This window comes from Pseudomonas fluorescens (assembly GCF_001648775.1).
Classification (GTDB): Bacteria; Pseudomonadota; Gammaproteobacteria; order Pseudomonadales; family Pseudomonadaceae; genus Aquipseudomonas; species Aquipseudomonas fluorescens_M.
In genome coordinates, this window is record NZ_LVEJ01000007.1 from 60,638 (window position 1) to 83,000 (window position 22,363).

A 22,363-nucleotide genomic window follows, 5' to 3' on the forward strand; every position below is an offset into this window, starting at 1 on the left:
GACCACCAAAGACCACCATCAACCTTATCCAACCAACCGCACCGCCAATGCCTTGGCCTGCAACGCCACATCCGTCACCGCAGTGCTCTCCCACCACATCCCGCGCAACGGCGGCCCCATCGCAAACAAGCGGTCAGCGGCACGCCCTTCGACATCCAGCACCGCGCCATCCACCGCCGCCGCAATCCCCAATGCCAATGGCCCCGGTTGTATCAGACCGCGTGCCAGTAGCTGCTGCGGCAACGGTCGCGCCACGCGGCGCCAGTCATATTCGATGCCACTGGAGTTGATCAGCGCGGCGCCCTGCACCACGCACGTTTGCGACTCACCGCGACGTCGAATGCGAATCCTGACGCCAGCCTCCGGACTAGGCTCAAGCGCTTTGAACGACGCTGCCTGAATCCGCAATCGACCTTCGCTGTGCAAGCGCTCGACCAACGCGGCACTCAGCGGTGGCGAACGGTGGTGATGACTCTCCCACCACGGCCGCACATGGCGGACGAATTGTCGACGCTGCGCGTCCGTCGCCTGACTCCACAACCGTGGGATGTGCATACGCACCGTGTCCAGTGGCGCCTGCCAGTCGATGCCTTGGGCGATAGCGTTGCGGCACTGCCGACGCAGTTGCCGCAGCAACTGTCGTGGCGTACGAATGCCATGATCGGCGCCGAGAAAGTCCGTCCATGCCGGCGGTTGGCGGCGCACGTGAGGTAACAGTCCGTGCCGGGAAAACACCTCAATCGGCCCGCGATGCCCGGCCTGCTGCAGCGACACCACGGCATCGACCATGGTCAGGCCGGAACCAATGATCAGCACGGTCGATTGCGGGTCAAGCTGGCGCATGGCCGCGACATCCCACGGATCGAGTGCGGCCGCATTGAGGCCGCTGGATTGTTTCTGTGGCGTTCTGGCGGCGGCAAACATGCCGGTGGCGAGCACCGAATACGCGCCCTTCAGTCGCTGACCATCGCTCAAGCTGAGTTGCACCGAATCGCCGTCAATCTGCAGATCAATAACCTCCGCGCAGATATGCTCGACGCTCGAACCGTGTCGCACCCCGACAGTTCGCGCCTCGGCCAGACGCTGCTGCACATACACACCAAACAACCCGCGCGGCGGGAACAGTTCGCTGACCGGCACATCCTGCTCGGCCGATTCCGGCCAGCCGCCGCCCGCGATGTGCGCGGTCAGCCACTGGGTCAAGTCATCAGGGTTATCCGGGTCAACGCTCATCCGCGCCGCATTGCCGTTGAGCGTATGGCCCAACTCGACAGCGCTGTACGCTTCGCCCCGACCCAGCTCGGCGCGAGGCTCGATGATAAAAATCTTGCGCTGGCCTGGCAGACGCAACAGTTGCACCGCCAGCATCGTGCCGCTGAGGCCACCGCCGATGATCAGGATGTCCGCGTTTTGACTCATTCAAATCACCACATTGCGTACGAAACGCGCCGCCACCTCGCCGTCATTGCGATAGCTATGCGGCTGGTTGCTGGCAAACATGAAAAACTCGCCCGTGGCGATTTGCTGGCGTTGCTCGCCGAGCATCAGCGTCAGGCATCCTTCGAAGACGTAGATTTGCTCGCTCCAGCCATCGGCATCCGGTTGCGAAGGATAGACTTCGCCCGGTTGCAGGCACCACTCCCATTGTTCGACTTCGCGGGTGGCCGTGGCTTTGGACAGCAACACGGCCCTGCTCCCGGGAATGCTCCCCGCCCAAGCCACTTCATTGATCCGGCTCGGATCACGCGCATCCGGCGCCTGGATCAAATCGCTGAACGCCACATCCAGCGCTTCGGCGACACGATCAAGAGTGGTCAGGCTGACGTTCTTCTCGCCCGCCTCGATCGCCACCAGCATGCGTCGGCTGACACCGGACTTTTCCGCCAGCGCGGTCTGGCTCAGGTCAGCGGCATGCCGCAGACGCCGGACGTTCTGGCTGACGTGTTGCAAAACGGAGGCCCGTTGCGTCGAATCTTTGTGCACTATATTGCTCACTCGCTGAGGTTGGGCAGTATACTGCGCAACGTTGGGCGCATTGTGCGTCCTCCTTTTTATAGTGCGCAAGGTCATGACGTCGCAGAACAGCTCCCCCACTTCTCTCCATTTCTCTCGTTTCAGCAAAGCCGAGTGCGTGCTGGTACTGATCACCATGGTCTGGGGCGTCACCTTCCTGCTGGTGCAGCATGCAATGACCGTCAGCGGGCCGATGTTTTTTGTCGGACTGCGTTTTGCGGCGGCGGCTTGTATCGTTGCACTGTTTTCCTGGCGTCATCTGCGCGAACTAACCCTTTTCGAACTCAAGGCTGGCACCTTCATCGGCGTGGCGATCATGCTCGGTTACGGTTTGCAGACGGTCGGGTTGCAAACGATTCCGAGCAGTCAATCGGCGTTCATTACTGCGCTGTATGTGCCATTTGTGCCGCTGCTGCAATGGCTGGTGCTTGGCCGGCGGCCAGGGTTGATGCCGAGCATCGGGATCATGCTGGCGTTTACCGGTTTGATGCTGCTGTCCGGGCCGTCCGGGGCTTCGCTGAATTTCAGTCCCGGTGAAATTGCCACGCTGATCAGCGCCATCGCTATTGCTGCGGAAATCATTCTGATCAGCACCTATGCCGGGCAAGTCGATGTGCGCCGGGTGACTGTGGTGCAACTGGCAACCACCTCCGTGTTGTCGTTTCTGTTGGTGGTGCCGACCGGTGAAATGCTTCCGGATTTTTCCTGGACCCTGCTGGTGACCGCGCTGGGGTTGGGCGCAGCGAGTGCAGCGATTCAGGTGGCGATGAACTGGGCGCAGAAGAGTGTTTCGCCGACTCGGGCAACGCTGATCTACGCCGGTGAGCCGGTGTGGGCCGGGATTGTCGGGCGGATTGCCGGCGAGCGATTGCCAGCGATTGCACTGGTGGGCGCGGGGTTGATTGTGGCGGCGGTGATTGTCAGCGAGTTGAAGACCAAGGGTAAGGTTGCAGAAGCTGAAGCTGAGTTGGAGCGAGAAGCGCAGGGTTAATCCGCAACATCTTCAGCGTCTGACCCGACGCTTTCGCGAGCAGGCTCGCTCCCACATTTTGAAATACATTCCAATGTGGGAGCGAGCCTGCTCGCGAAAGGGCCATCTGCCACAACATCATCGCCCTGAAACAATGCCAAACAGAAAATTCCAGACTACTTTGTAGGATTCTGAGACATCCTGGCGTTTGGTGATCGGGGAGCTGGCACGTATGATGCTTCACAAACTTCCGCAGATTAGAAGCCTATGTCCCTGATAGTTCTACTGCTTCTGCCATTCGTTGGCAGCTGTCTGGCAGCGGTGCTGCCACACAACGCGCGTAATACCGAATCCCTGTTGGCAGGTCTGGTCGCTTTGATCGGCACCGTCCAGGTCGCGCTGTTGTACCCGCAAATTGCCCACGGCGGCGTGATCCGCGAAGAGTTCATGTGGCTGCCCAGCCTCGGTCTGAACTTCGTTCTGCGCATGGACGGCTTCGCATGGCTGTTCTCGATGCTGGTGCTCGGCATCGGCACGCTCGTCTCCTTGTACGCCCGTTATTACATGTCGCCGGATGACCCGGTGCCGCGTTTCTTCGCGTTTTTCCTGGCGTTCATGGGCGCCATGCTCGGCCTGGTAATCTCCGGCAACCTGATTCAGATCGTGTTTTTCTGGGAGCTCACCAGTCTCTTCTCGTTCCTGTTGATCGGTTACTGGCACCACCGCGCCGACGCCCGTCGCGGTGCCTATATGGCGTTGATGGTCACCGGTGCCGGCGGGTTATGCCTGCTGGCGGGGGTCATGATTCTCGGCCATGTCGTCGGCAGCTATGACCTCGACAAGGTCTTGGCCGCCGGCGATCTGATTCGCGCAGATGCCCTCTACCCGATTCTCCTTCCTCTGATTCTCATCGGCGCCCTCAGCAAAAGCGCCCAGTTCCCTTTCCACTTCTGGCTGCCGCACGCCATGGCGGCGCCGACACCGGTGTCGGCGTATCTGCACTCGGCCACCATGGTCAAGGCCGGGGTGTTCCTGCTTGCGCGCCTGTGGCCGTCGCTGTCCGGCAGTGAAGAATGGTTCTACATCGTCAGCGGCGCCGGCGCGTGTACGCTATTGCTCGGCGCGTACTGCGCGATGTTCCAGAACGACCTCAAGGGTCTGTTGGCCTACTCGACCATCAGTCACCTCGGCCTGATTACCCTGCTGCTCGGCCTGAACAGTCCGCTGGCCGCCGTGGCTGCGGTGTTCCACATTCTCAACCACGCGACGTTCAAAGCCTCGCTGTTCATGGCCGCCGGCATCATCGACCACGAAAGCGGCACCCGCGATATCCGTAAACTCAGCGGCCTGATCAAACTGATTCCGTTCACCGCGACGCTGGCGATGGTTGCCAGTGCCTCGATGGCCGGGGTGCCGTTGCTCAACGGCTTCCTGTCCAAGGAAATGTTCTTCGCTGAAACCGTGTTCATCAATGCCACGGCATGGGTCGAAGCGGCGTTACCGATTGTGGCGACCATCGCCGGTACATTCAGCGTGGCCTACTCGCTGCGCTTTACTGTCGATGTGTTTTTCGGCCCGACGGCCACCGACTTGCCGCACACCCCGCACGAACCACCGCGCTGGATGCGCGCACCGGTCGAATTGCTGGTGTTCACTTGCCTGGTCGTCGGCATCTTCCCGGCACAAGTGGTCGGCCCGTTGCTCGCGGCGGCGGCACTGCCGGTGGTTGGCGGCACATTGCCGGAATACAGCCTGGCGATCTGGCACGGCCTCAATGCGCCGATGATCATGAGCCTGATCGCCATGTCCGGCGGGATCGTCGTCTATCTGCTGCTGCGCAATCAGCTCAAGCGCGGCCGCTTCAAATACCCGCCACTGATTGGCCGTTTCAACGGCAAGCGCCTGTTCGAGCGCAGTCTGGTGGTGATGATGCGCATGGCCCGCCGCGTCGAGCGGCGACTCGGCACCCGACGCCTGCAAATGCAATTGTTCCTGATGGTATTGGCAGCCGTGCTCGCCGGCCTGATCCCGATGCTGCACAGCAGCCTGAGCTGGGGCGACCGGCCGAAGATCCCCGGTTCGATCGTCTTCGTGACCCTGTGGTTGCTGGCAATCGCCTGCGCCCTCGGCGCTGCGTGGCAGGCCAAGTATCACCGTCTCGCGGCACTGACCATGGTCAGCGTCTGCGGCTTGATGACCTGCGTGACCTTCGTCTGGTTCTCCGCGCCGGATCTGGCCCTGACGCAACTCGCGGTCGAGGTGGTCACCACCGTGCTGATCCTGCTCGGCCTGCGCTGGTTGCCACGCCGTATCGAAGAAGTCTCGCCACTGCCAAGCAGCCTGCGCAAGGCACGCATCCGTCGTCTGCGCGACTTGCTGCTGTCGATTGCCGTCGGCGCTGGCATGGCGTTGCTGTCCTACGCGATGCTCACGCGGCAGACGCCGAACGACATCTCCTCGTTCTACCTCAGTCGCGCCATGCCCGAGGGCGGTGGCAGCAACGTGGTCAACGTGATGCTGGTGGATTTCCGTGGCTTCGACACCCTCGGCGAAATCACCGTGCTGGTCGCCGTGGCGCTGACCGTGTTCGCCCTGCTGCGGCGCTTCCGTCCACCGAAAGAAAGCCTGCAACTGCCTGCCCAGCAGCGCCTGCTGGCACCGGACGTGGTCACCGACCTGGTCAACCCGCGTTCGGCCAGCGACACCGCGCTCGGTTTCATGATGGTGCCGGCGGTGCTGGTGCGCCTGCTGCTGCCGATTGCGCTGGTGGTCTCGTTCTACCTGTTCATGCGCGGGCACAACCAACCGGGTGGCGGTTTCGTCGCCGGCCTGGTGATGTCGGTGGCGTTCATCCTGCAATACATGGTCGCCGGTACGCAGTGGGTCGAGGCGCAAATGAGCCTGCGCCCATTGCGCTGGATGGGCACCGGATTGCTCTTCGCCACTGCCACCGGGCTTGGTGCGATGGTCGTCGGCTACCCATTCCTGACCACGCACACCTGGCATTTCAGCCTGCCGCTGCTGGGTGACATCCATGTCGCCAGTGCGCTGTTCTTCGACATTGGCGTGTACGGCGTAGTGGTCGGTTCGACGCTGTTGATCCTCACCGCCCTCGCCCACCAATCGGTGCGGGGCCACAAGACCGCATCGCTGCCCAAGTCCGTCGCCAGCAAAGGAGCCGTCTGATGGAAGAAGTCATCGCAATCGCCATCGGCGTACTTGCCGCCTCCGGCGTCTGGCTGATCCTGCGCCCACGGACCTTTCAGGTGGTCATGGGCCTGTGCCTGCTGTCATACGCGGTCAACCTGTTCATCTTCAGCATGGGCAGCCTGTTCATCGGCAAAGAGCCGGTGATCAAGGACGGCGTCACCCAGGACCTGCTGCACTACACCGACCCGCTGCCACAGGCACTGGTCCTCACCGCGATCGTCATCAGCTTCGCCATGACCGCGTTGTTCCTCGTCGTTCTGCTCGCCTCGCGCGGCCTGACCGGCACCGACCACGTCGACGGCCGGGAGCCTAAAGAATGATGGCGATGACTCACCTGATCGCCGCACCGATCCTGCTGCCGCTGCTGACCGCTGCCATCATGCTGATGCTCGGCGAACGGCATCGGCCACTGAAGGCGAAGATCAACCTGTTCTCCAGCCTCGTCGGTCTGTTCATTTCGGTGATGTTGCTGCAATGGACACAGACCACGGGCGTGCCCGGTTCGATTGGCGTGTACCTGCCGGGCAACTGGCAGGCGCCGTTCGGCATCGTGCTGGTGGTCGATCGATTGTCAGCGCTGATGCTGGTGCTGACCGGGATCATCGGCGTCAGCGCCCTGCTCTTCGCCATGGCCCGTTGGGATGGTGCGGGTTCAAGCTTCCACGCCCTGTTCCAGATTCAGTTGATGGGTCTGTACGGCGCGTTCCTGACCGCCGACCTGTTCAACCTGTTTGTGTTCTTCGAAGTGCTGCTCGCCGCCTCTTATGGCCTGTTGCTGCACGGCTCCGGTCGGGCGCGGGTGTCTTCGGGGCTGCATTACATCTCGATCAACCTGCTCGCATCGTCGCTGTTCCTGATCGGTGCGGCACTGATCTACGGTGTCACCGGCACACTGAACATGGCCGATCTGGCGCTGAAGATTCCGCTGGTGCCGGAAGCCGATCGTGGTTTGCTGCACGCCGGTGCGGGGATTCTGGCAGTCGCGTTCCTGGCCAAGGCCGGTATGTGGCCGCTGAACTTCTGGCTGGTACCCGCCTATTCCTCGGCCAGTGCGCCGGTCGCGGCGATGTTCGCGATCATGACCAAGGTCGGCGTCTACACCCTGCTGCGCCTGTGGACCCTGTTGTTTTCCGGGCAGGCCGGTGCGTCGGCATTCTTCGGCGGCGACTGGCTGATCTACGGCGGCATGGCGACCATGGCGTGCGCGGCGCTGGCGATTCTCGCCGCGCAACGCCTGGAACGCATGGCCAGCCTGAGCATTCTGGTGTCGGCCGGCATTCTGCTGTCGGCGATCGGTTTCGCTCAGCCAAACCTGATCGGCGCGGCGCTGTTCTATGTGGTCAGCTCGACGCTGGCGTTGAGTGCGCTGTTCCTGCTGGCCGAGTTGATCGAACGTTCGCGCTCGGCCAACGAGATCCCGCTCGAAGACGAAAGCGAACTGCTGCCGCGCCCGCAGGAGTCGCTGCAACCGCCCAAAGGCATCAACCTCGACGACGAGCAGAAAGCGGTGGTCGGTCAGGTCATCCCGTGGACCATGGCGTTTCTCGGTTTGGGTTTCATCGCCTGCGCTCTGCTGATCATCGGCATGCCGCCGCTGTCCGGGTTCATCGGCAAACTCAGCCTGATCGGCGCCCTGCTCAATCCGCAGGGGCTGGGCACTGGCGCGCCGATTTCCATGGCGGCATGGGCGTTGCTGGCGCTGCTGATCCTCTCCGGGCTGGCGTCGCTGATGGCATTCTCGCGCCTCGGCATCCAGCGTTTCTGGACGCCCGAAGAGCGCCCTTCGCCGCTGCTGCGCAAACTCGAATGCGCGCCGATCTTCCTGCTGCTGGGGTTGAGCATCATCCTGACTTTCAAGGCCGAACCGCTGCTGCGCTACACCCAGGCCACCGCTGATGCGCTGAATAATCCGCAGCAATACGTCATGGCGGTGCTCGGCACCCGCGCGGTACCTAGTCCGGAAGCCAAAGCCGCGATGCTGGAGGTGCAGCCATGAAACGGGTGTTTCCTGCACCGTTGTTGTCGCTGGCACTGTGCGCCTTGTGGCTGACCCTGAACCTGTCGATCAGCCCGGGCAACCTGCTGCTCGGCGCGATACTGGGCTTTGCCGCACCGTTGATGATGCGCAAATTGCGCCCGAAACACGCCCGCATTCGCCGACCGGGGACGATCCTGCGCCTGTTCTTGATCGTGGGTCGTGACGTGGTGATGTCCAACCTGATCGTCGCCTGGGGCGTGCTCAACGCCGGCCGTCGCCCTCCGCGCTCAGGCTTCGTCAAAGTCCCGCTGGACCTGCGCGACGCCCACGGTCTGGCGACGCTGGCGATGATCTGCACGGTGGTCCCCGGTACGGTGTGGTCGGAGCTGGCGCTGGATCGCAGCATTCTGCTGCTGCACGTTTGGGATCTGGATGACGAAGCGCAATTCATCGAGCACTTCAAGAGCACCTACGAGCGGCCGTTGATGGAGATTTTCGAATGAGCCCATTACTGTCGAACGCGATTCTGCTGACGCTGTTCCTGTTCTCGCTGGCCATGGTGCTGACGCTGGTGCGCCTGTTCAAAGGCCCGTCGGCGCAGGATCGGGTCTTGGCGCTGGATTACCTGTACATCGTCGCCATGCTGATGATGCTGACCCTGGGCATTCGTTATGCCAGTGACACTTACTTCGAAGCGGCGCTGCTGATCGCGCTGTTCGGCTTCGTCGGCTCGTTTGCCCTGGCGAAATTCCTGCTGCGTGGCGAGGTGATCGAATGAATGCCGAATTGTCTCTGTGGGTCGAGATTCCGGTGGCGATCCTGCTGGTACTCAGCGGCCTGTTCGCGCTGATCGGCGCGGTCGGATTATTGCGCATGAAGGACTACTTTCAGCGCATGCACCCGCCGGCATTGGCGTCGACGCTGGGCGCATGGTGTGTGGCGCTGGCGTCGATCATCTGCTTTTCGGCGCTGAAGTCCGGGCCGGTCATACATGCCTGGCTGATCCCGATTTTGCTGGCGATTACCGTACCGGTGACCACATTGCTACTGGCGCGGGCGGCGTTGTTCCGCAAGCGCATGGCTGGGGATGATGTGCCGGCAGAGGTCAGTAGCCGACGCACCGAGAGTGGTAGCTAGTTCAGAGCCTTCAGCGTCCGGACCGGCCCCTTCGCGAGCAGGCTCGCTCCCACAGGGTTTTGGGTGAAGTCACATATCTGTGGACACCCTCAATCACTGTGGGAGCGAGCCTGCTCGCGAAGGAGCCGGCCGGGTCATCGCAAATTTCAAATCTGATCTCAAACCCAAGCCACCGCCAACAACCCCGCCCCCAGCACCGCACACAGCGGCGAATACACCCAGGTGTCCAGCCGCGCAAATCGCGAATCCTTCACTTCCTTGAAAAACCCGACCAGATTCGAATCGCCAATCGCCCGGGCAAACATCAACAGCGCAATCGCGCTGATCACCCACTGCAGCGCCTTGTGCGTCACCGCCGGCATGCCCCAGCCCACCCGCATGCACACCAACGCAGCAATCACCAGCAATGCCGCTGCCACAATCAACGTGAGCCAGCCTGAAGGCTTGAACGCCGGCCGCACCGTTGCGACAAATCCGCGCACCGGCACCTGCGGCACGACTACTGCCGCCGCCCATTGCCCACCCAACGCCCAATACACGTGCATCAAGGCGATTACCGCAAACGTTGTCACCAGCCATTGAGCCAACACAAAGGTCATGGTTGAAATCCTTGAAAGGGATTTGAACAAATCATCCTAGTCGCATTTTTTTCAAGTGCACGACCGATCAGCGGTACGGTAAAGTGCCGCCCCATGAAATTCTCCCGTTCCGATCGCTCACTGCTGGCCTGGATGCTCTATTGCTGCGTCCTGTTCAACGTGTTCGCCTGCAGCATCGGTCACGGACAAATGGTCGGCATGCAGCTCAACGGCATCGGCGGCCAGTTCTGTACAGTCGACCCGACTACTCAAGCGCCGCTCGCCAGCAACCCCACCGAAGAAAAACTGCCAACCCTGTCCAAAGCGTTCGGCTGCCCGCTGTGCTCGGTCGGTGGTGGCATGGGCCCGGCGTTCAACTCCAGCCTGACCCTGGCGATCCTGCCGGAGCAACACAGCCCGCCGCTGGCGCCCATCGTCAGTGCCGATCTCCCTGCCCGCTTCACCTGGCCTTCAGCCAACCCACGCGCCCCACCGCTCGCCTGAGTGTCTCTGCCTTTTTGATTTGTCAGCCCACTGTGCCCACGCGTGGCGTGCGCCCGTGCGCTGACTCCTAGACAAGCATTCAGGATTCAATGATGAAACAACTCACTCTGCTGGCGAGCCTGTGCGGCTGCCTGTCCGTTAACGTCTGGGCGCAATCCACCGTGGATCTGGCGCCGATCACCATCGATGGCGAATCCGGTGCCGAGCCGGGCCTGAGCCTCGACCAATCCAGTGGCATGGCCTCACGCCTCGGCCTGAGCGTGCGCGACACGCCCGCCTCGGTGGCGATAGCCAATCGCAACGACATCGAGCGCCACGGCGCACAGAACTTTCAGGACGCCGCCAACACCCTGCCCGGGGTCAACGCCAGCGCACCGCCGGGGTTTGGCGGTTTCGTCTCCTACCGTGGCTTCACCAGCAGCCAGATCACCCAGATGTTTAACGGCATCAACGTTTCCGGTGGCCTCGCGCGGCCGGTCGACTCGTGGATTTATGATCGAGTCGAACTGGTCGGTGGCCCGTCATCGCTGATCAACGGCGCGGGTTCGGTCGGCGGTTCGCTGAACTACGTGACCAAACTGGCGACCCGAGATGAGCAGGCAGTTGAAGGCCGGGTCAGCTACGGCACCTACGACACCACCGAAACCGCCTTCGGCCTCAACCACGCGCTGACCGAGCCGAGCGCCGACGTCCAGCACTACGCGCGCCTCGACGTCAGTCACAACACCAGCAACGGCTACATCGACCGCCAGGAACGCGATGCCTGGAGCGTGGCGTTCTCGCTGTTCAGCGACCTCACGCCGAATCTGTCGCACACCCTGGCGCTGGAATATCAGGACGAACACGAAGACAGTCCGTATTGGGGCACGCCGGTGCTCAACCCCAAGGCCGGCGAGTTGAAGATCGATAAACACAACCGCTTCAACAACTACAACGTCGAGGACGGCCGCTACGAACAGCGGACGATCTGGGTGCGTTCGATCATCGACTACCGGATCAACGACAGCACCACGCTACGCAACACGCTGTATCACCTCGATAGCCAACGTGATTACCGCAACCTCGAAACCTATCAGTACAACGCCGACAACACGGCGGTGAACCGTTCGACCGCGTATCAGGTGCGTCATCAGGGCGAGCAGAACGGCAACCAGTTCGAACTGCGTCACGACAACACGCTGTTCGGGCTCGAGACAACGTGGTCGGGTGGTTTCGAATACAAGGTCAACCAGACCACCAATTCACCACTGAACATCAAAGGCGCCAGCACGGTCGATCCGAACAACTTCCAGCCGGGGCACTTCTACGACATTCCGGGGACCAATCCGAAGTTGATCAGCGACAAGACCAACGAGGTCACCACCAAAGCTCTATTCGTTGAAAACCGCCTGGCGTTGACCGACAAACTGTCGTTGCTCACAGGTCTGCGTTACGACGATATCGACCTCGACGTCACCAACCATCGCACGGTGACCGCCGCCAACCCCAAACACCTCAAACGCAGTTGGGAGCCGGTCACCGGACGCGCCGGTTTGACCTACCAGTTCATTCCCTCAGCCAATGTCTACGTGCAGTACAGCACCGCCGCCGAGCAACCGAACGGCACACAGGACTTCGACGTCTCCACCGGCAAGCAATGGGAGATTGGCAGCAAATTCGACTATCTGAACGGCCGAGGATCAGCCACCGTCGCGGCTTACACCATCGAGCGCAAAGACTTCGCCGTGACCGATCCGCTGGACCCGACCAGCAGCATTCCGGTCGGTCAGCAGACGTCAAAAGGCATCGAGATCGCCAGCTCACTGCGAATCACCGACAAGCTTTTGGCCGAAGGCAATTTCGCCTGGGTCGATGCGCAGTACGACGATTTCACCGAGAAAAATGCCGCCGGTGTGGTGGTGTCGCGCAAGGGCAACACACCGACCAATGTGCCGGATCGGGTGGGCAATCTTTGGCTGACTTATGACTTTTCGCCGCAATGGCAAGGTGGCGTGGATGCGCGATATGTGGCGTCGGTGTATGCCGATACTGCCAACACCATGACCGTGCCGTCGTACACGCTGTTCGGCAGCTTCCTCAGCTACAAGGTGGATTCACACACGACCGTCACCGGACGCGTGCGTAACCTGACCAACGAGGTGTATGCCGAGTTTGCGCATGTTTCGCCGGCGTATTACCTGGGTACGCCGCGTACTTTTGAGTTGGCGGTGATGACGAAATTTTAAGAGCTTCGCGAGCAAGCTCGCTCCCACATTGTTGTGAACGACACATATACACTGTGGGAGCGAGCTTGCTCGCGAAGAGGCCGGGCACTACAGCCTCTATTTCAGATCAGCCGAAACCTTCTCCGCCACATCCTTCGGCAACCACGCCTGCCACACCTCCGGGTGTGCCTTCATGAAGGCCACCGCCGCCTCCCGCGGGGCGGTGTGCTTCTCGCTCATCTTCGCCAGCGCCTTGTTCAAAGGCTCGATCGGAAAGTCGACTTTGCTGAAGAACTCGGCAATCTGCGGATACTGTTTCTGAAACGGCGTAGACACGCCAATCGACAACTTCGACGCCAGCGAGCGGGTCGGTTTCGGATTGGGATTATCGGCATCGGTCAGCGTCTTCCACGCCTCGGCATCGAACGCCGGCTCTTCCAGCTGCACCAGTTTGAACTTGCCGAGCAACGGCGTAGGTGACCAGTAGTAGAACAACACCGGTTTGCCGCGACGAATCGAAGAGCTGATTTCGGCATCCAGCGCCGCGCCCGAGCCACTGCGGAAATTGGTGTAATCGTCCTGCAACCCATAAGCCGTCAACTTCTGCTTGTTGACCACTTCCGACGTCCAGCCAATCGGGCTGTTGAGGAAACGGCCCTTGCTCGGGTTCTCCGGATCCTTGAACACATCCTTGTATTTTTTCAGATCGCTGACACTGCGCAGGTCCGGTGCCAAAGGCTTGATGCCCTTGGCCGGGTCGCCCTTGATTACGTACTCCGGCACCCACCAGCCCTCGGTGGCGCCCTTGACCGTATCACCGAGGCTGACGACTTTGCCTTCGGCCTCGGCCTTGACCCACACCGGACTGCGCCCCGCCCACTCTTCGCCTATGACCTGAATGTCATTGTTGGCCAGGGCGGTTTCCAGGGTGATGGTGGTGCCGGGCAAGGTGTCCGTCGGCAAGCCATAGCCCTTTTCGACAATGATCCGCAGGACATCGGTGATCAGGCTGCCGCTTTCCCAGTTCAGGTCGGCGAAATGGATCGGCGTCTGCGCCGCCATCACCGAGGGTGCCGATGCCAACAAGCCGAATGCGGCCACGCTGGCGGCCAATAACCGTCGAAATCCGTTCATGCATTGCACCTCGTGCTGTTCACAGCAATAGCAGGATGGCCTGATGGAAGACCGCAAGCCTCTGAATACTCAGTCAACTGACTGTAGCCGAGGTTCCTGCTTTTTCCGGGCTCAGGCCCGGACGAGGTTACGAATCAGATTTTTCCTGCAAGCTTTGCAGCTCGCGTCTGACCATGCTGGCGTATTCCGCCGGACGCAGCATGTAGATCTGCGCAGCCACCCAATTCAACCAGGCGCCTTGTAGCTCGGCCTTGGCTGCGATCATTCGCCGGGCCTCCTCGCGCGCGGTGTCGAGGTTCTGCGAATGGAAATCCGAACGGCTCACTCGCTGGCCTTGAAGGTCACCAACTCACCCTTGCGCCATTTCGCGGCTTTGGCGGTGACGGCTTTCAGGGTTTTGGTCAGGCCTTCCTGCAGTTGCTGGTTGGCGGCGAACACGGTCACCACGCTATGGCCTTCCTTGAACAGGATCGCGTGACCGTCAGCGGTATCGACAAAGGCGTAATCGCCCAGGCCATAAACCGTCAGTTTGATTTCGCGAAAGCGGATATCCATCTTGCCGCCTTCACGGCTGGGCAAGACCGATGCGCTGAAATGATCGCCAACCTTGAGCTTGAGCCCCGGTTTGTCATCGACCACCAAGGCACTTTCTGTGTCGATTTCAGCGACGTAAACACCTTCAGCGTTTTGCTCGGTGATGTAAACGAAACGCGACTGGAACAACTTGACCAGCTTTGCGCGCAAATCACCCAGCACGAACAAAGCATGCATATCGAGGTTACTGACTGCCAAAGAAACATCCCCACATCTGGAAAAACCGAGCACGGAAAACGCGCACGGCAAAAAAAACGGCCAAGCCGACAGAACTGCCAGGTGACTCAAATAAAAGTTCGAAGTGAGCAGAGCGCTCATTCATCGCGAGGTGCGTAAGACTACTGGAATGTCACTCGCGAAACTTGCTCCGATGTCGCCAAAGCTTGCAGGAAAACTCCTCACTGGCGTTCCGAGAAAGCTGACTACGAACTTTAGGGAAAATTCTCACGAAAAAAAGCACTTTTCCGACATATCGCACGTGAAAAATTGCTTTAGATAAGCCCTGTCGTCAACAGGTACTGGCGATTCTAGAGCAGCGATGCTCATTACGACTACCCGAAACGGCCTGTAAATATCGGCCGACTGATGAAAAGGACTTCATATGTGCACTTTGACTCACTTTGCCATGCCCGCTGAGGCCAGACTTGAATCGACATTGGTCCTGCATGTCAGTGCGATGCCTGACCAGAGCCCACGCTTTCAAGTCGTGCCCGCGGGCAATGCGTTTTTCCACATCAGGGAAAAATCGACCGGTCGCGTAAGAGGTTTCCGCGAACACCATAACGAAGCCTGCGCCCTCGCCCGGTCACTTGAAGCACAAATCGAACTCCCGGCGAGCGGATGCCTCAGATAAGGAGAGTGATCAATCGCGCCCCTCGGCGCTAACCCAAGGAGCACACGATGGAACTGCCAGCATACAATCTGAAAACCCTGTTTGATCAACTGGGCCTGCCTTCGGAAGATACGGCAATCGACGACTTCATCGAAGAGCACCCATTGGACAAAGACACTAAGTTGATAGATGCCGACTTCTGGTCACCGCAACAGGCGCAATTGCTCAAGGAATGGTTGCGTGCCGACGGTGAAGAAGCCGTGATGGTCGATGAACTGAACGTGCGCCTGCATCGCGGCAAGTAACCCTGATCAGTGCAGGCTGTCACCCGGCTCCGATTGCAATTGCGCGAGCCACGCAGCCCTGCACTCCTCGGCTTCACCGCGACTGGCAAACGCGGTGCCGCGTCGTTCACCATTGAGTAGAACCACCCAGCAAACGCTTTGGCCCATTGCGCGCAACCCGGCGGGTACACCACTGCCGATCATCACGGCGACATCAACCCGGCACTGCATGCCGACCTCCTGAAATAATTAGCTGCCTAACTAAGTCGGCAGGTTAATGCTTTCTTTCAGGGGGAAACAGCAACGCCGGTGCACAGAACCCTTGCCGCAACGGTAACAATCAGCGCGGATTCTCGGGTTTGTAGCCCAAACGCAAACCGCCCCAGTGCCGGCCCTTGATCATGATCGGCACCGATAAATCGTGCATCAGCTCACCGGTGTCGCGCGTGTAAGTCTGCAACAGCACCGGTTGTTGATGGCTGCCGCAACGGATCCCGGTGCGATCGGCAAATTTGCGTTTGGTGCGGTTGTTCACCGCATCGACCTGCGCGTCCCCGGTCAACGGCTGACTGAACGCCTGATTATGCGTCGGCACATAACCCTGCTGCGTGCAGGCGATGGCAAACACCAAACCTTCGTGACGCGGTAGCAACGGCTCTTGAATCGCCGGCAGCACCTGATCGGTATAGCGGTCAAAACGGGTTTGATATTTCGCCGGCTGAGTCTTCGGGATCGGCTGATACTGACGGTCGAACAAGTCTTCGAGGCTGACCCGCCCCTGCTCGACATCCGCCTCGAACCGCGCCGCGATCTGGCTGGCACCTTCGCGCGCCAAGTCATAGATGCGCTGGTGATAGTCGTCCAGACCGACTTCGGCCAGACGCTCGCTGATGGTCTCGGCCTGGCCTTCCATCTGCACCGCCGCTTCGGCAAGGCGCCGGGTTTGCTGATCACTGATCGCCAGATCGCTGCGCATCTGCTCGATAGCCTTGAACAGGCTGTCGAGTTGCTCGCGATTGGTTTCGGCGCCGCGGGCGATTTCACCGACCTGACCTTCCACCCCAGCCGCCAATCGCGCGATGTTCTCCAGATGCTGACCGGTGTGCTCGACCTGCTCGACGCCGGTGTGCAGATCGCTGGACAGCTCGCGAATCTGCTCCACCACCTGCGCAGTACGTTGCTGAATATCGGCGACCATCTCACCGACCTCGCCGGTCGCCGACGCCGTGCGCGCCGCCAATCCGCGCACCTCATCCGCCACCACCGCAAAACCGCGCCCATGCTCACCGGCGCGCGCGGCTTCAATCGCAGCGTTGAGGGCGAGTAAATTGGTCTGGCTGGCGATCGACTGAATGACCAGAGTCACGCGCTGAATGTCATCACTGCGCAGGCTCAAGGCCTCGATCAGCTCGCGACTGGCATTGGCGCGCTGACTGAGTTGATGCATGCGTGCGATCGAATCGACCAGCTCAGTGCGCCCCGCCGCGCTGCTGTGATGCGCCTCGCTGGCAGCGGCGAGCGCTTCTCGGCTTAGCTGCGATGTCGCGTGTTCGGTGGCGATCATCACCTCGGCGTTGCTGACAATCCGTGCCGCCGCATCGAGCTGTGATTCGAGTTTGCTTGCCAGTTCCTTGACCGAAAACGCCACGCCGGCCGCCGACAACGCGTTGTGGCTGGTGGTGTAGGAAAGGTCTCGGGTCAATTCGGAAATGGCGCTGCCAGTGTCGGCAGGCTGTGCAGCGGGGACGGCTCGGGAGCGCAGGCGCGGCAACCAGACAATCAGCACCGCCAGCGGCATGCCAACGTAAAGCGACCACTCACCCAGCGTCATGCCGACCAACAACAGCATCAGGGCGATGCTTTGCAGGGTCGGTGCGATCCAGCGGTTTTTCGGCAAAAGCACTGGTGCAGGCAAAGCCCCAACCAGAGATCCATCTCTCGTCATATCAACACCCCACGCTTGTTCTCATTGTTGTGACTGCATTAAACGCCACTACAACGCCATTATCTATGGTCCGTTAGTCGTGGGGTCTGTGGCAGGTCAATGGAATGGCTCGGGCTTATTGCAGACGTGCAAAAACAAAGATCGCAGCCTTCAGCAGCTCTATATAGAAGCTGCCGAAGGCCGCGATCTTTTCGGGGCAACCCACATTCATGGGTTACCGCACAGAATCAGGCCTGACGCTGGTGCTTGTCGATCTGCTCGTGACGCTCTTGAGCTTCGATGCAGTACTTGGTGGTCGGGCTGATCAGCAGGCGTTTCAGGCCAATGGCCTCGCCGCTGTCGTCGCACCAGCCAAAGCTGTCTTCCTTGATGCGCTCAAGGGCTTGTTCCAGTTGCGGCAGCATGCGCTGGTCGCGATCGATCGCGTTCACCAGCCAAGTGCGCTCTTCTTCAACCGAAGCCGCGTCCGCCGGGTCAGCCGGGGTGTCCAGGCTTTCGATGGCGATACGATTTTGCTCAATGCGCTCGTGGGTTTCGACTTTCATGTTCTGCAACAGCTCAGTGAAGAAAGCGTGTTGCTCTGCATTCATGTAGTCATCTGCCGGCATGGCCAGCAACTTGTCCTTTGTCATTGATATCTCTATAAAAAAACGTGCATTAAGGCGAATTAGGGAGCGTTTCGGCGAACCGTGTCCGGTCGACGAAAAGGCATCGTTTATTGCAAACGCCACCCGGCACTCAATTTACGAGGGGCGGCAGTCTAAGGCCCGAATGAGGCCTCAGCAACTGTAAATACAGGGAATTTGTCCGACAAAGCCCGGAAAGTGCTCTGACACCGGAACCACAGCGGTTATCGGAGTGCGTTTATAGCAAGAAATTCAGTCGAGCGGAGGTATATAGAAGACAAACGGCTAACCGGGCGGCACGGCATCGGCATCTTTTCGCCCTTTAGTGCATCGTTTCAGCCAGGCAGAACAGCAAAAGCCCCCCTAATATCAGGCCCAAAGCATGATCAATCAGCCTGAAGGATAACTTATGCCCCGCCCCGATCTGCCGGCCACCGACGAGGTTTCACTCGCCAGCCCTCCGATCAATGCCGAGCGCCTGCTGCGACTGATCACCGACGAATACGATGCCCTGCCGCGCCAACTCAAACGCGTCGCCAGCTACATCAGCCAGCAGAGCGACCGGATCATGGTCGACCGCATCAGCGACATCGCCCGGGAATGCGAAGTCCACCCGTCCGCCATCGTCCGCTTCTCGCAGCGCTTCGGCTTCAGCGGCTTCAGCGAAATGCAGGCGCTGTTCCGTAGCGCCTACACCCACAAAGCCTCGCCGGTGCAGAACTACCAGCAACGCATCCGCAGCATGATCGCCAACCAGTCGCAGCAAGCCAGCGCCGGCGACCTCGCCCGCGAATGCATCGACGCCACGCGTTCAAGCATCGAACGTCTGGGCCGCGAGCTCGACGACACCGCATTCGAAACCGCCGTCGACCTGATCGTCAACGCCGACAACATCTACGTCGTCGGCGTGCGCCGCTCCTTCGCCGTCGCCGACTACCTCGTTTACAACTTGCAACACACTCACAAGCGCATTCACCTGGTCTCCGGACTTGGCGGCAGCTATCGCGAGCAAATGCGCAGCGTGCGCGCGAACGATCTGGTGATCGCCATCAGCTTCACGCCCTACGCCAAAGAAACCCAACACTGCCTGCGCTACGCCCGCCAGCAACAGGCCAACACCCTGATCCTTACCGACAGCCACCTCTCGCCACTGGCCAAACACGCAAACAGCGTATTGCTGGTCAACGAAGGCAGCGCCCTCGCCTTTCGTTCATTGAGTGCGACGTTGTGTCTGTGTCAGGCGTTGTTCGTGGCGGTGGCGTATCGGCTGGAACTGAATGTTGATGAGATTCACGAACAACCCGGCTTCGACGACTGACAATTGCCTCAGCGTCGGCTAGGTTATGCCTTCCCACCGGTTTGACTTGAAGGAACGCGTCATGAAACTGATCGGCATGCTGGACTCCCCTTACGTACGCCGCGTGGCGATCTCCGCCAAACGCTTAGGCATCGACCTCGAACACGAGTCAGTCTCGGTGTTCCGCCACTTCGAGCAATTCCAGCAAATCAACCCGGTGGTCAAAGCCCCGACACTGATCCTCGACGACGGCGTCGTCCTGATGGACTCAACGCTCATCCTCGACTACCTCGAAGCCAGCTCCGGCAAAAGCCTGCTGCCGACCGAATTAGGTCAGCGAGCCCAAACCCTGCGCCTGATCGGCCTCAGCCTCGCCGCCTGCGAAAAAGCCGTGCAGCTTTATTACGAACGCAACCTGCGCCCGGCCGACATTCAATACCAGCCGTGGGTCGAACGCGTCGAAGGCCAACTCGCCGCCGCCTTCACCGCCCTCGAGCAAGAACTGGAAAAAACCGGCCTGCCCACCGACGGCACCCTCACCCAGGCCGGCATCAGCCTCGCCGTCGCCTGGAGCTTCACCGACCTCGTCGTCCCTGACCAGATCGACACCCGCCGCTACCCCCACATCGCCCAATACACCGCCTACGCCGAAACCCTCGAAGCGTTCGTCAGCACCCCGATGACCTGACCATGAGCACCACCGACACCGCCGCCCCGGCGTTAAAGGAAATCTTCAACGCCGAGCGCCTGCAGCACATCGCCTGCGAAATGAGCGCCGTGTACCCGGCGTTCAAGGCCAAGGCGTTTCTCAAACATGCCCAGGACGGACTCGCTGAACTATCAGTGATGCAACGCATGGCGCGGGTTAGCGAAAGCCTGCACGCCGTGTTGCCGCTGGATTACCAAGATTCCCTAGAAGTGCTTTTCGAACTCGCGCCAAGGCTGAACAGTGGATTCGTCAGCATGTGCCTGCCGCACTACGTCGCGAGCTACGGCGGTCACGCGTTCGACACCTCCATGGACGCCCTGAAGTACTTCACCCCCTTCGGCTCCTCCGAATTCGCCATCCGCCACTTTTTGCGCAGCGACCTCGAGCGCTCGCTGGAACGAATGCACGACTGGACCCGCGACGAAAACCACCACGTTCGACGCCTCGCCAGCGAAGGCAGCCGCCCTCGCCTGCCTTGGTCGTTTCGGTTGGAAGCGGTGCAGGCGGATCCGAAGTTGGCCGCCGGGATACTCGATCGGTTGAAGGCGGATGAGAGTTTGTATGTACGCAAGTCCGTGGCGAATCATTTGAATGATGTGACGAAGGTGCATCCGGAGTGGGTGTTGGACACGATTGAAGGTTGGTCGTTGGAGAACAAGCACACGGCGTGGATTGCGAAGCATGCGTTGCGGAGTTTGATTAAGCAGGGGGATTTGCGGGCGCTGACGGTGATTGGTGCCGGGGCGAAGGCTGAGGTTGAATTGTTAGATGTGCGGGTTGAGCCGGCGGTGGTGCGGTTGGGGGAAGCGATTACGTTGTCGTTTGTGGTGAAGTCCACGGTGGCGCATGAGCAGCGATTGGTGATTGATTATGCGATTGACTATGTGAAGGCGAATGGCGGGGTTTCGGGGAAGGTTTTTAAGTTGAAGACTGTGGGGTTGGCGGGATTTGAGAGTGTGGTTGTGGGGAGGCGGCAGGTGATTAAGGATTTTACGACGCGGAAGCATTATAAGGGTCGACATTTGGTATACATCATTATAAACGGCGAACTAGTCGCAAACACAGAGTTTGAAATCACATCCTAAAGTCCGGCACTTCTTAACGTAGCCACAGACCGAAAGCAGTGTAATCAGCCTGCTTACCATGAGATCAATAACTCAGCCCAATAAAAACCAAGAAAACATTCTTCACTATTAAGGAAATACTATGAGCATAGATGAAAAGTTATTTGAAGAGGTTATGCACTCCCTTAAGCTAGCCCGTGATCTTCGAGAAGCACGAACGATAGATTCCGAAACCATTAGCGATGCCCTAGCCTTTAAACTTTCACATCATTTCGATCCTGAAGGCGATATAAAAGACCATTTAAGTGACCTCCTAGAGTCAGTAGATGAACAGTACGAGAATGCTATACAACGTTTTCTCGGCGTAAACCATACCGTAGCCGACTTCAAAAAAAAGATAAAACACAATCCGGAATTCAAAAAAATTATTGTTAGTGGAAAACAAGCAAGAAGCAGCATCGAAGCTGTAATTGAACACATCGAGGAAAACTATATAGATGATGACACAAGAGCCTTCGCCTCACTCTGCCTCAATGCCTTCACAGACATCAATTCAATGCTGCTAGAAAAAGATGTTGTGCCACTAATTAAGAGAGGAGTCTATTCCGAGGATCTGGCATCGGCCATTCAGGTTTGGCAAGATTCAGCAAATAAAAAATCAAAAGACGAAAACTTCTGGCAGCAGGAGTTATCGGCTAGAAAAGGAATATTAGAAAGACTCATCGGCGGATACGCATTATTTCTTCAGAGAGAATTTCACGTTGGAATTACAAATACGAAAGGAAAAGGAAGTAAGCGTTCTGACTTTGCGCTGATCGACAAACTATCCAACAACCTGACACTTATAGAAATAAAAACACCCGACACTAAATTATTAGGTTCTTCATACCGCGATACCTATCCACTTTCAAGAGAACTCTCTGGAACCATAAGTCAAGTCCTCAACCAAAGAAACGAACTAATCATGAATTTTTATTCAAAGCGACACGATTCCGAAAAGTCCTTTGAAGTCTTTTCACCGAAGTGTTTTATTATTGCAGGACACACTAAGTGCTTAGACGAAAAAACAGACAAGAAAAAAGCTTTTGAAGTTCAAAGACAAGCTGTAGCCGCCCATGTCACCATCGTAACTTTCGACGAGCTATATCATCAGTTCTCCACTTTCAATCAAATATAAAACCGATCTTACGCGCAACCCCTAAAGTCGATAAAACAATCTTAATACCCCCTCACCACCCAACTATGACAACGAACGTTTCGATAAATGCCACAGCCTTCAATCGA

General features: G+C 59.1%; 24 protein-coding genes. 15 read left to right on the plus strand and 9 right to left on the minus strand.

Translation table 11 applies throughout. The annotated features are described in order from the left end of the window. Positions 1 to 24: 24 nt before the first annotated feature. Complete coding sequence (locus tag A8O26_RS08305) at positions 25 to 1,419, minus strand: FAD/NAD(P)-binding protein (RefSeq protein ID WP_064117570.1); 1,395 nt, start codon at positions 1,417 to 1,419, stop codon at positions 25 to 27. Then, positions 1,420 to 1,983 carry a helix-turn-helix domain-containing protein gene (locus tag A8O26_RS08310; RefSeq protein ID WP_064117571.1) on the minus strand — a complete coding sequence of 188 codons (564 nt, stop codon included), beginning with the start codon at positions 1,981 to 1,983 and terminating at the stop codon, positions 1,420 to 1,422. It lies immediately after the preceding gene. Between the two features lie 85 nt (positions 1,984 to 2,068). Between A8O26_RS08310 and A8O26_RS08315 the strand changes: the two genes are divergently transcribed. The 7 genes from A8O26_RS08315 to A8O26_RS08345 all read left to right on the plus strand — a co-directional run bounded on the left by A8O26_RS08315 (position 2,069) and on the right by A8O26_RS08345 (position 9,308). Continuing rightward, positions 2,069 to 3,004 (plus strand): DMT family transporter, encoded by a 936-nt coding sequence (locus A8O26_RS08315; protein WP_064117572.1) that lies wholly within the window; start codon positions 2,069 to 2,071, stop codon positions 3,002 to 3,004. A gap of 246 nt (positions 3,005 to 3,250) precedes the next feature. Continuing rightward, positions 3,251 to 6,169 (plus strand): monovalent cation/H+ antiporter subunit A, encoded by a 2,919-nt coding sequence (locus A8O26_RS08320; RefSeq protein WP_064117573.1) that lies wholly within the window; start codon positions 3,251 to 3,253, stop codon positions 6,167 to 6,169. Next, the gene (locus tag A8O26_RS08325; protein ID WP_008085854.1) at positions 6,169 to 6,513 is read left to right on the plus strand and encodes a Na+/H+ antiporter subunit C; all 345 of its coding nucleotides are present in this window, start codon (positions 6,169 to 6,171) and stop codon (positions 6,511 to 6,513) included. Before A8O26_RS08320 ends, A8O26_RS08325 begins: the two co-directional genes overlap by 1 nt. Beyond that, positions 6,510 to 8,189, plus strand: coding sequence for a monovalent cation/H+ antiporter subunit D (locus A8O26_RS08330; protein ID WP_064117574.1), 1,680 nt, complete (start codon positions 6,510 to 6,512; stop codon positions 8,187 to 8,189). Before A8O26_RS08325 ends, A8O26_RS08330 begins: the two co-directional genes overlap by 4 nt. Then, positions 8,186 to 8,674 (plus strand): Na+/H+ antiporter subunit E, encoded by a 489-nt coding sequence (locus A8O26_RS08335; RefSeq protein WP_064117575.1) that lies wholly within the window; start codon positions 8,186 to 8,188, stop codon positions 8,672 to 8,674. The genes A8O26_RS08330 and A8O26_RS08335 overlap by 4 nt, the downstream gene beginning before the upstream one ends. Next, on the plus strand, positions 8,671 to 8,949 hold the full coding sequence (locus A8O26_RS08340) for a K+/H+ antiporter subunit F (RefSeq protein WP_011334688.1): 279 nt from the start codon (positions 8,671 to 8,673) through the stop codon (positions 8,947 to 8,949). The genes A8O26_RS08335 and A8O26_RS08340 overlap by 4 nt, the downstream gene beginning before the upstream one ends. Then, positions 8,946 to 9,308 carry a Na+/H+ antiporter subunit G gene (locus A8O26_RS08345; protein WP_064117576.1) on the plus strand — a complete coding sequence of 121 codons (363 nt, stop codon included), beginning with the start codon at positions 8,946 to 8,948 and terminating at the stop codon, positions 9,306 to 9,308. Before A8O26_RS08340 ends, A8O26_RS08345 begins: the two co-directional genes overlap by 4 nt. Before the next feature lie 158 nt (positions 9,309 to 9,466). On the opposite strand, the gene A8O26_RS08350 is transcribed toward A8O26_RS08345, so the two are convergent. After that, positions 9,467 to 9,907, minus strand: coding sequence for a DUF3995 domain-containing protein (locus A8O26_RS08350; protein WP_007910751.1), 441 nt, complete (start codon positions 9,905 to 9,907; stop codon positions 9,467 to 9,469). 93 nt (positions 9,908 to 10,000) lie between these two features. Here A8O26_RS08350 and A8O26_RS08355 point away from each other — a divergent pair, with 93 nt between their 5' ends. Both A8O26_RS08355 and A8O26_RS08360 read left to right on the plus strand, forming a co-directional pair. Next, entirely contained in the window at positions 10,001 to 10,390 is a 390-nt protein-coding gene (locus tag A8O26_RS08355; protein WP_064117577.1) for a DUF2946 domain-containing protein, read from the plus strand. 92 nt (positions 10,391 to 10,482) lie between these two features. After that, positions 10,483 to 12,615 carry a TonB-dependent receptor gene (locus A8O26_RS08360; protein ID WP_064117578.1) on the plus strand — a complete coding sequence of 711 codons (2,133 nt, stop codon included), beginning with the start codon at positions 10,483 to 10,485 and terminating at the stop codon, positions 12,613 to 12,615. Between the two features lie 96 nt (positions 12,616 to 12,711). Here A8O26_RS08360 and A8O26_RS08365 read toward each other — a convergent pair whose 3' ends face one another. The 3 genes from A8O26_RS08365 to A8O26_RS08375 all read right to left on the minus strand — a co-directional run bounded on the left by A8O26_RS08365 (position 12,712) and on the right by A8O26_RS08375 (position 14,520). Then, on the minus strand, positions 12,712 to 13,728 hold the full coding sequence (locus A8O26_RS08365) for an ABC transporter substrate-binding protein (protein WP_064117579.1): 1,017 nt from the start codon (positions 13,726 to 13,728) through the stop codon (positions 12,712 to 12,714). 127 nt (positions 13,729 to 13,855) lie between these two features. After that, positions 13,856 to 14,053, minus strand: coding sequence for a hypothetical protein (locus A8O26_RS08370; RefSeq protein WP_064117580.1), 198 nt, complete (start codon positions 14,051 to 14,053; stop codon positions 13,856 to 13,858). After that, a complete protein-coding gene (locus A8O26_RS08375) occupies positions 14,050 to 14,520 on the minus strand; it encodes a hypothetical protein (protein WP_081265169.1) in 471 nt (156 codons plus the stop codon). Before A8O26_RS08375 ends, A8O26_RS08370 begins: the two co-directional genes overlap by 4 nt. Positions 14,521 to 14,923: 403 nt before the next feature. On the opposite strand from A8O26_RS08375, the gene A8O26_RS30155 reads away from it, so the two are divergent. Next, positions 14,924 to 15,175 carry a hypothetical protein gene (locus A8O26_RS30155; RefSeq protein WP_064117582.1) on the plus strand — a complete coding sequence of 84 codons (252 nt, stop codon included), beginning with the start codon at positions 14,924 to 14,926 and terminating at the stop codon, positions 15,173 to 15,175. Positions 15,176 to 15,222: 47 nt separating this feature from the next. Then, a complete protein-coding gene (locus tag A8O26_RS08385) occupies positions 15,223 to 15,459 on the plus strand; it encodes a DUF2789 family protein (protein ID WP_064117583.1) in 237 nt (78 codons plus the stop codon). A 6-nt stretch (positions 15,460 to 15,465) separates the two neighbouring features. Here A8O26_RS08385 and A8O26_RS08390 read toward each other — a convergent pair whose 3' ends face one another. From A8O26_RS08390 to A8O26_RS08400, 3 genes are all read right to left on the minus strand, one after another. Continuing rightward, on the minus strand, positions 15,466 to 15,669 hold the full coding sequence (locus A8O26_RS08390; RefSeq protein ID WP_064117584.1) for a hypothetical protein: 204 nt from the start codon (positions 15,667 to 15,669) through the stop codon (positions 15,466 to 15,468). A 109-nt stretch (positions 15,670 to 15,778) separates the two neighbouring features. Next, positions 15,779 to 17,383, minus strand: a complete 1,605-nt coding sequence (locus tag A8O26_RS08395; protein WP_064117585.1) for a methyl-accepting chemotaxis protein — start codon at positions 17,381 to 17,383, stop codon at positions 15,779 to 15,781. Positions 17,384 to 17,610: 227 nt separating this feature from the next. Further along, a complete protein-coding gene (locus A8O26_RS08400; RefSeq protein ID WP_003225981.1) occupies positions 17,611 to 18,015 on the minus strand; it encodes a TraR/DksA family transcriptional regulator in 405 nt (134 codons plus the stop codon). 403 nt (positions 18,016 to 18,418) lie between these two features. Between A8O26_RS08400 and A8O26_RS08405 the strand changes: the two genes are divergently transcribed. The 4 genes from A8O26_RS08405 to A8O26_RS08420 all read left to right on the plus strand — a co-directional run bounded on the left by A8O26_RS08405 (position 18,419) and on the right by A8O26_RS08420 (position 22,256). After that, complete coding sequence (locus A8O26_RS08405) at positions 18,419 to 19,327, plus strand: MurR/RpiR family transcriptional regulator (protein ID WP_064117586.1); 909 nt, start codon at positions 18,419 to 18,421, stop codon at positions 19,325 to 19,327. A gap of 61 nt (positions 19,328 to 19,388) precedes the next feature. After that, positions 19,389 to 19,994, plus strand: a complete 606-nt coding sequence (locus A8O26_RS08410) for a glutathione S-transferase (RefSeq protein WP_064117587.1) — start codon at positions 19,389 to 19,391, stop codon at positions 19,992 to 19,994. 2 nt (positions 19,995 to 19,996) lie between these two features. Continuing rightward, positions 19,997 to 21,100 carry a DNA alkylation repair protein gene (locus A8O26_RS08415; protein WP_064117588.1) on the plus strand — a complete coding sequence of 368 codons (1,104 nt, stop codon included), beginning with the start codon at positions 19,997 to 19,999 and terminating at the stop codon, positions 21,098 to 21,100. A gap of 121 nt (positions 21,101 to 21,221) precedes the next feature. Then, complete coding sequence (locus tag A8O26_RS08420) at positions 21,222 to 22,256, plus strand: Shedu immune nuclease family protein (protein ID WP_064117589.1); 1,035 nt, start codon at positions 21,222 to 21,224, stop codon at positions 22,254 to 22,256. Positions 22,257 to 22,363: the final 107 nt, after the last annotated feature.

Bases quoted from the DNA above. Each gene is read 5' to 3' on its own strand.
- A8O26_RS08305 (WP_064117570.1), bottom strand. From the start codon at position 1,419: ATGAGTCAAAACGCGGACATCCTGATCATCGGCGGTGGCCTCAGCGGC.
- A8O26_RS08315 (WP_064117572.1), top strand. From the start codon at position 2,069: ATGACGTCGCAGAACAGCTCCCCCACTTCTCTCCATTTCTCTCGTTTC.
- A8O26_RS08320 (WP_064117573.1), top strand. From the start codon at position 3,251: ATGTCCCTGATAGTTCTACTGCTTCTGCCATTCGTTGGCAGCTGTCTG.
- A8O26_RS08325 (WP_008085854.1), top strand. From the start codon at position 6,169: ATGGAAGAAGTCATCGCAATCGCCATCGGCGTACTTGCCGCCTCCGGC.
- A8O26_RS08330 (WP_064117574.1), top strand. From the start codon at position 6,510: ATGATGGCGATGACTCACCTGATCGCCGCACCGATCCTGCTGCCGCTG.
- A8O26_RS08335 (WP_064117575.1), top strand. From the start codon at position 8,186: ATGAAACGGGTGTTTCCTGCACCGTTGTTGTCGCTGGCACTGTGCGCC.
- A8O26_RS08340 (WP_011334688.1), top strand. From the start codon at position 8,671: ATGAGCCCATTACTGTCGAACGCGATTCTGCTGACGCTGTTCCTGTTC.
- A8O26_RS08345 (WP_064117576.1), top strand. From the start codon at position 8,946: ATGAATGCCGAATTGTCTCTGTGGGTCGAGATTCCGGTGGCGATCCTG.
- A8O26_RS08350 (WP_007910751.1), bottom strand. From the start codon at position 9,907: ATGACCTTTGTGTTGGCTCAATGGCTGGTGACAACGTTTGCGGTAATC.
- A8O26_RS08355 (WP_064117577.1), top strand. From the start codon at position 10,001: ATGAAATTCTCCCGTTCCGATCGCTCACTGCTGGCCTGGATGCTCTAT.
- A8O26_RS08360 (WP_064117578.1), top strand. From the start codon at position 10,483: ATGAAACAACTCACTCTGCTGGCGAGCCTGTGCGGCTGCCTGTCCGTT.
- A8O26_RS08365 (WP_064117579.1), bottom strand. From the start codon at position 13,728: ATGAACGGATTTCGACGGTTATTGGCCGCCAGCGTGGCCGCATTCGGC.
- A8O26_RS30155 (WP_064117582.1), top strand. From the start codon at position 14,924: ATGTGCACTTTGACTCACTTTGCCATGCCCGCTGAGGCCAGACTTGAA.
- A8O26_RS08385 (WP_064117583.1), top strand. From the start codon at position 15,223: ATGGAACTGCCAGCATACAATCTGAAAACCCTGTTTGATCAACTGGGC.
- A8O26_RS08390 (WP_064117584.1), bottom strand. From the start codon at position 15,669: ATGCAGTGCCGGGTTGATGTCGCCGTGATGATCGGCAGTGGTGTACCC.
- A8O26_RS08395 (WP_064117585.1), bottom strand. From the start codon at position 17,383: ATGACGAGAGATGGATCTCTGGTTGGGGCTTTGCCTGCACCAGTGCTT.
- A8O26_RS08400 (WP_003225981.1), bottom strand. From the start codon at position 18,015: ATGACAAAGGACAAGTTGCTGGCCATGCCGGCAGATGACTACATGAAT.
- A8O26_RS08405 (WP_064117586.1), top strand. From the start codon at position 18,419: ATGCCCCGCCCCGATCTGCCGGCCACCGACGAGGTTTCACTCGCCAGC.
- A8O26_RS08410 (WP_064117587.1), top strand. From the start codon at position 19,389: ATGAAACTGATCGGCATGCTGGACTCCCCTTACGTACGCCGCGTGGCG.
- A8O26_RS08415 (WP_064117588.1), top strand. From the start codon at position 19,997: ATGAGCACCACCGACACCGCCGCCCCGGCGTTAAAGGAAATCTTCAAC.
- A8O26_RS08420 (WP_064117589.1), top strand. From the start codon at position 21,222: ATGAGCATAGATGAAAAGTTATTTGAAGAGGTTATGCACTCCCTTAAG.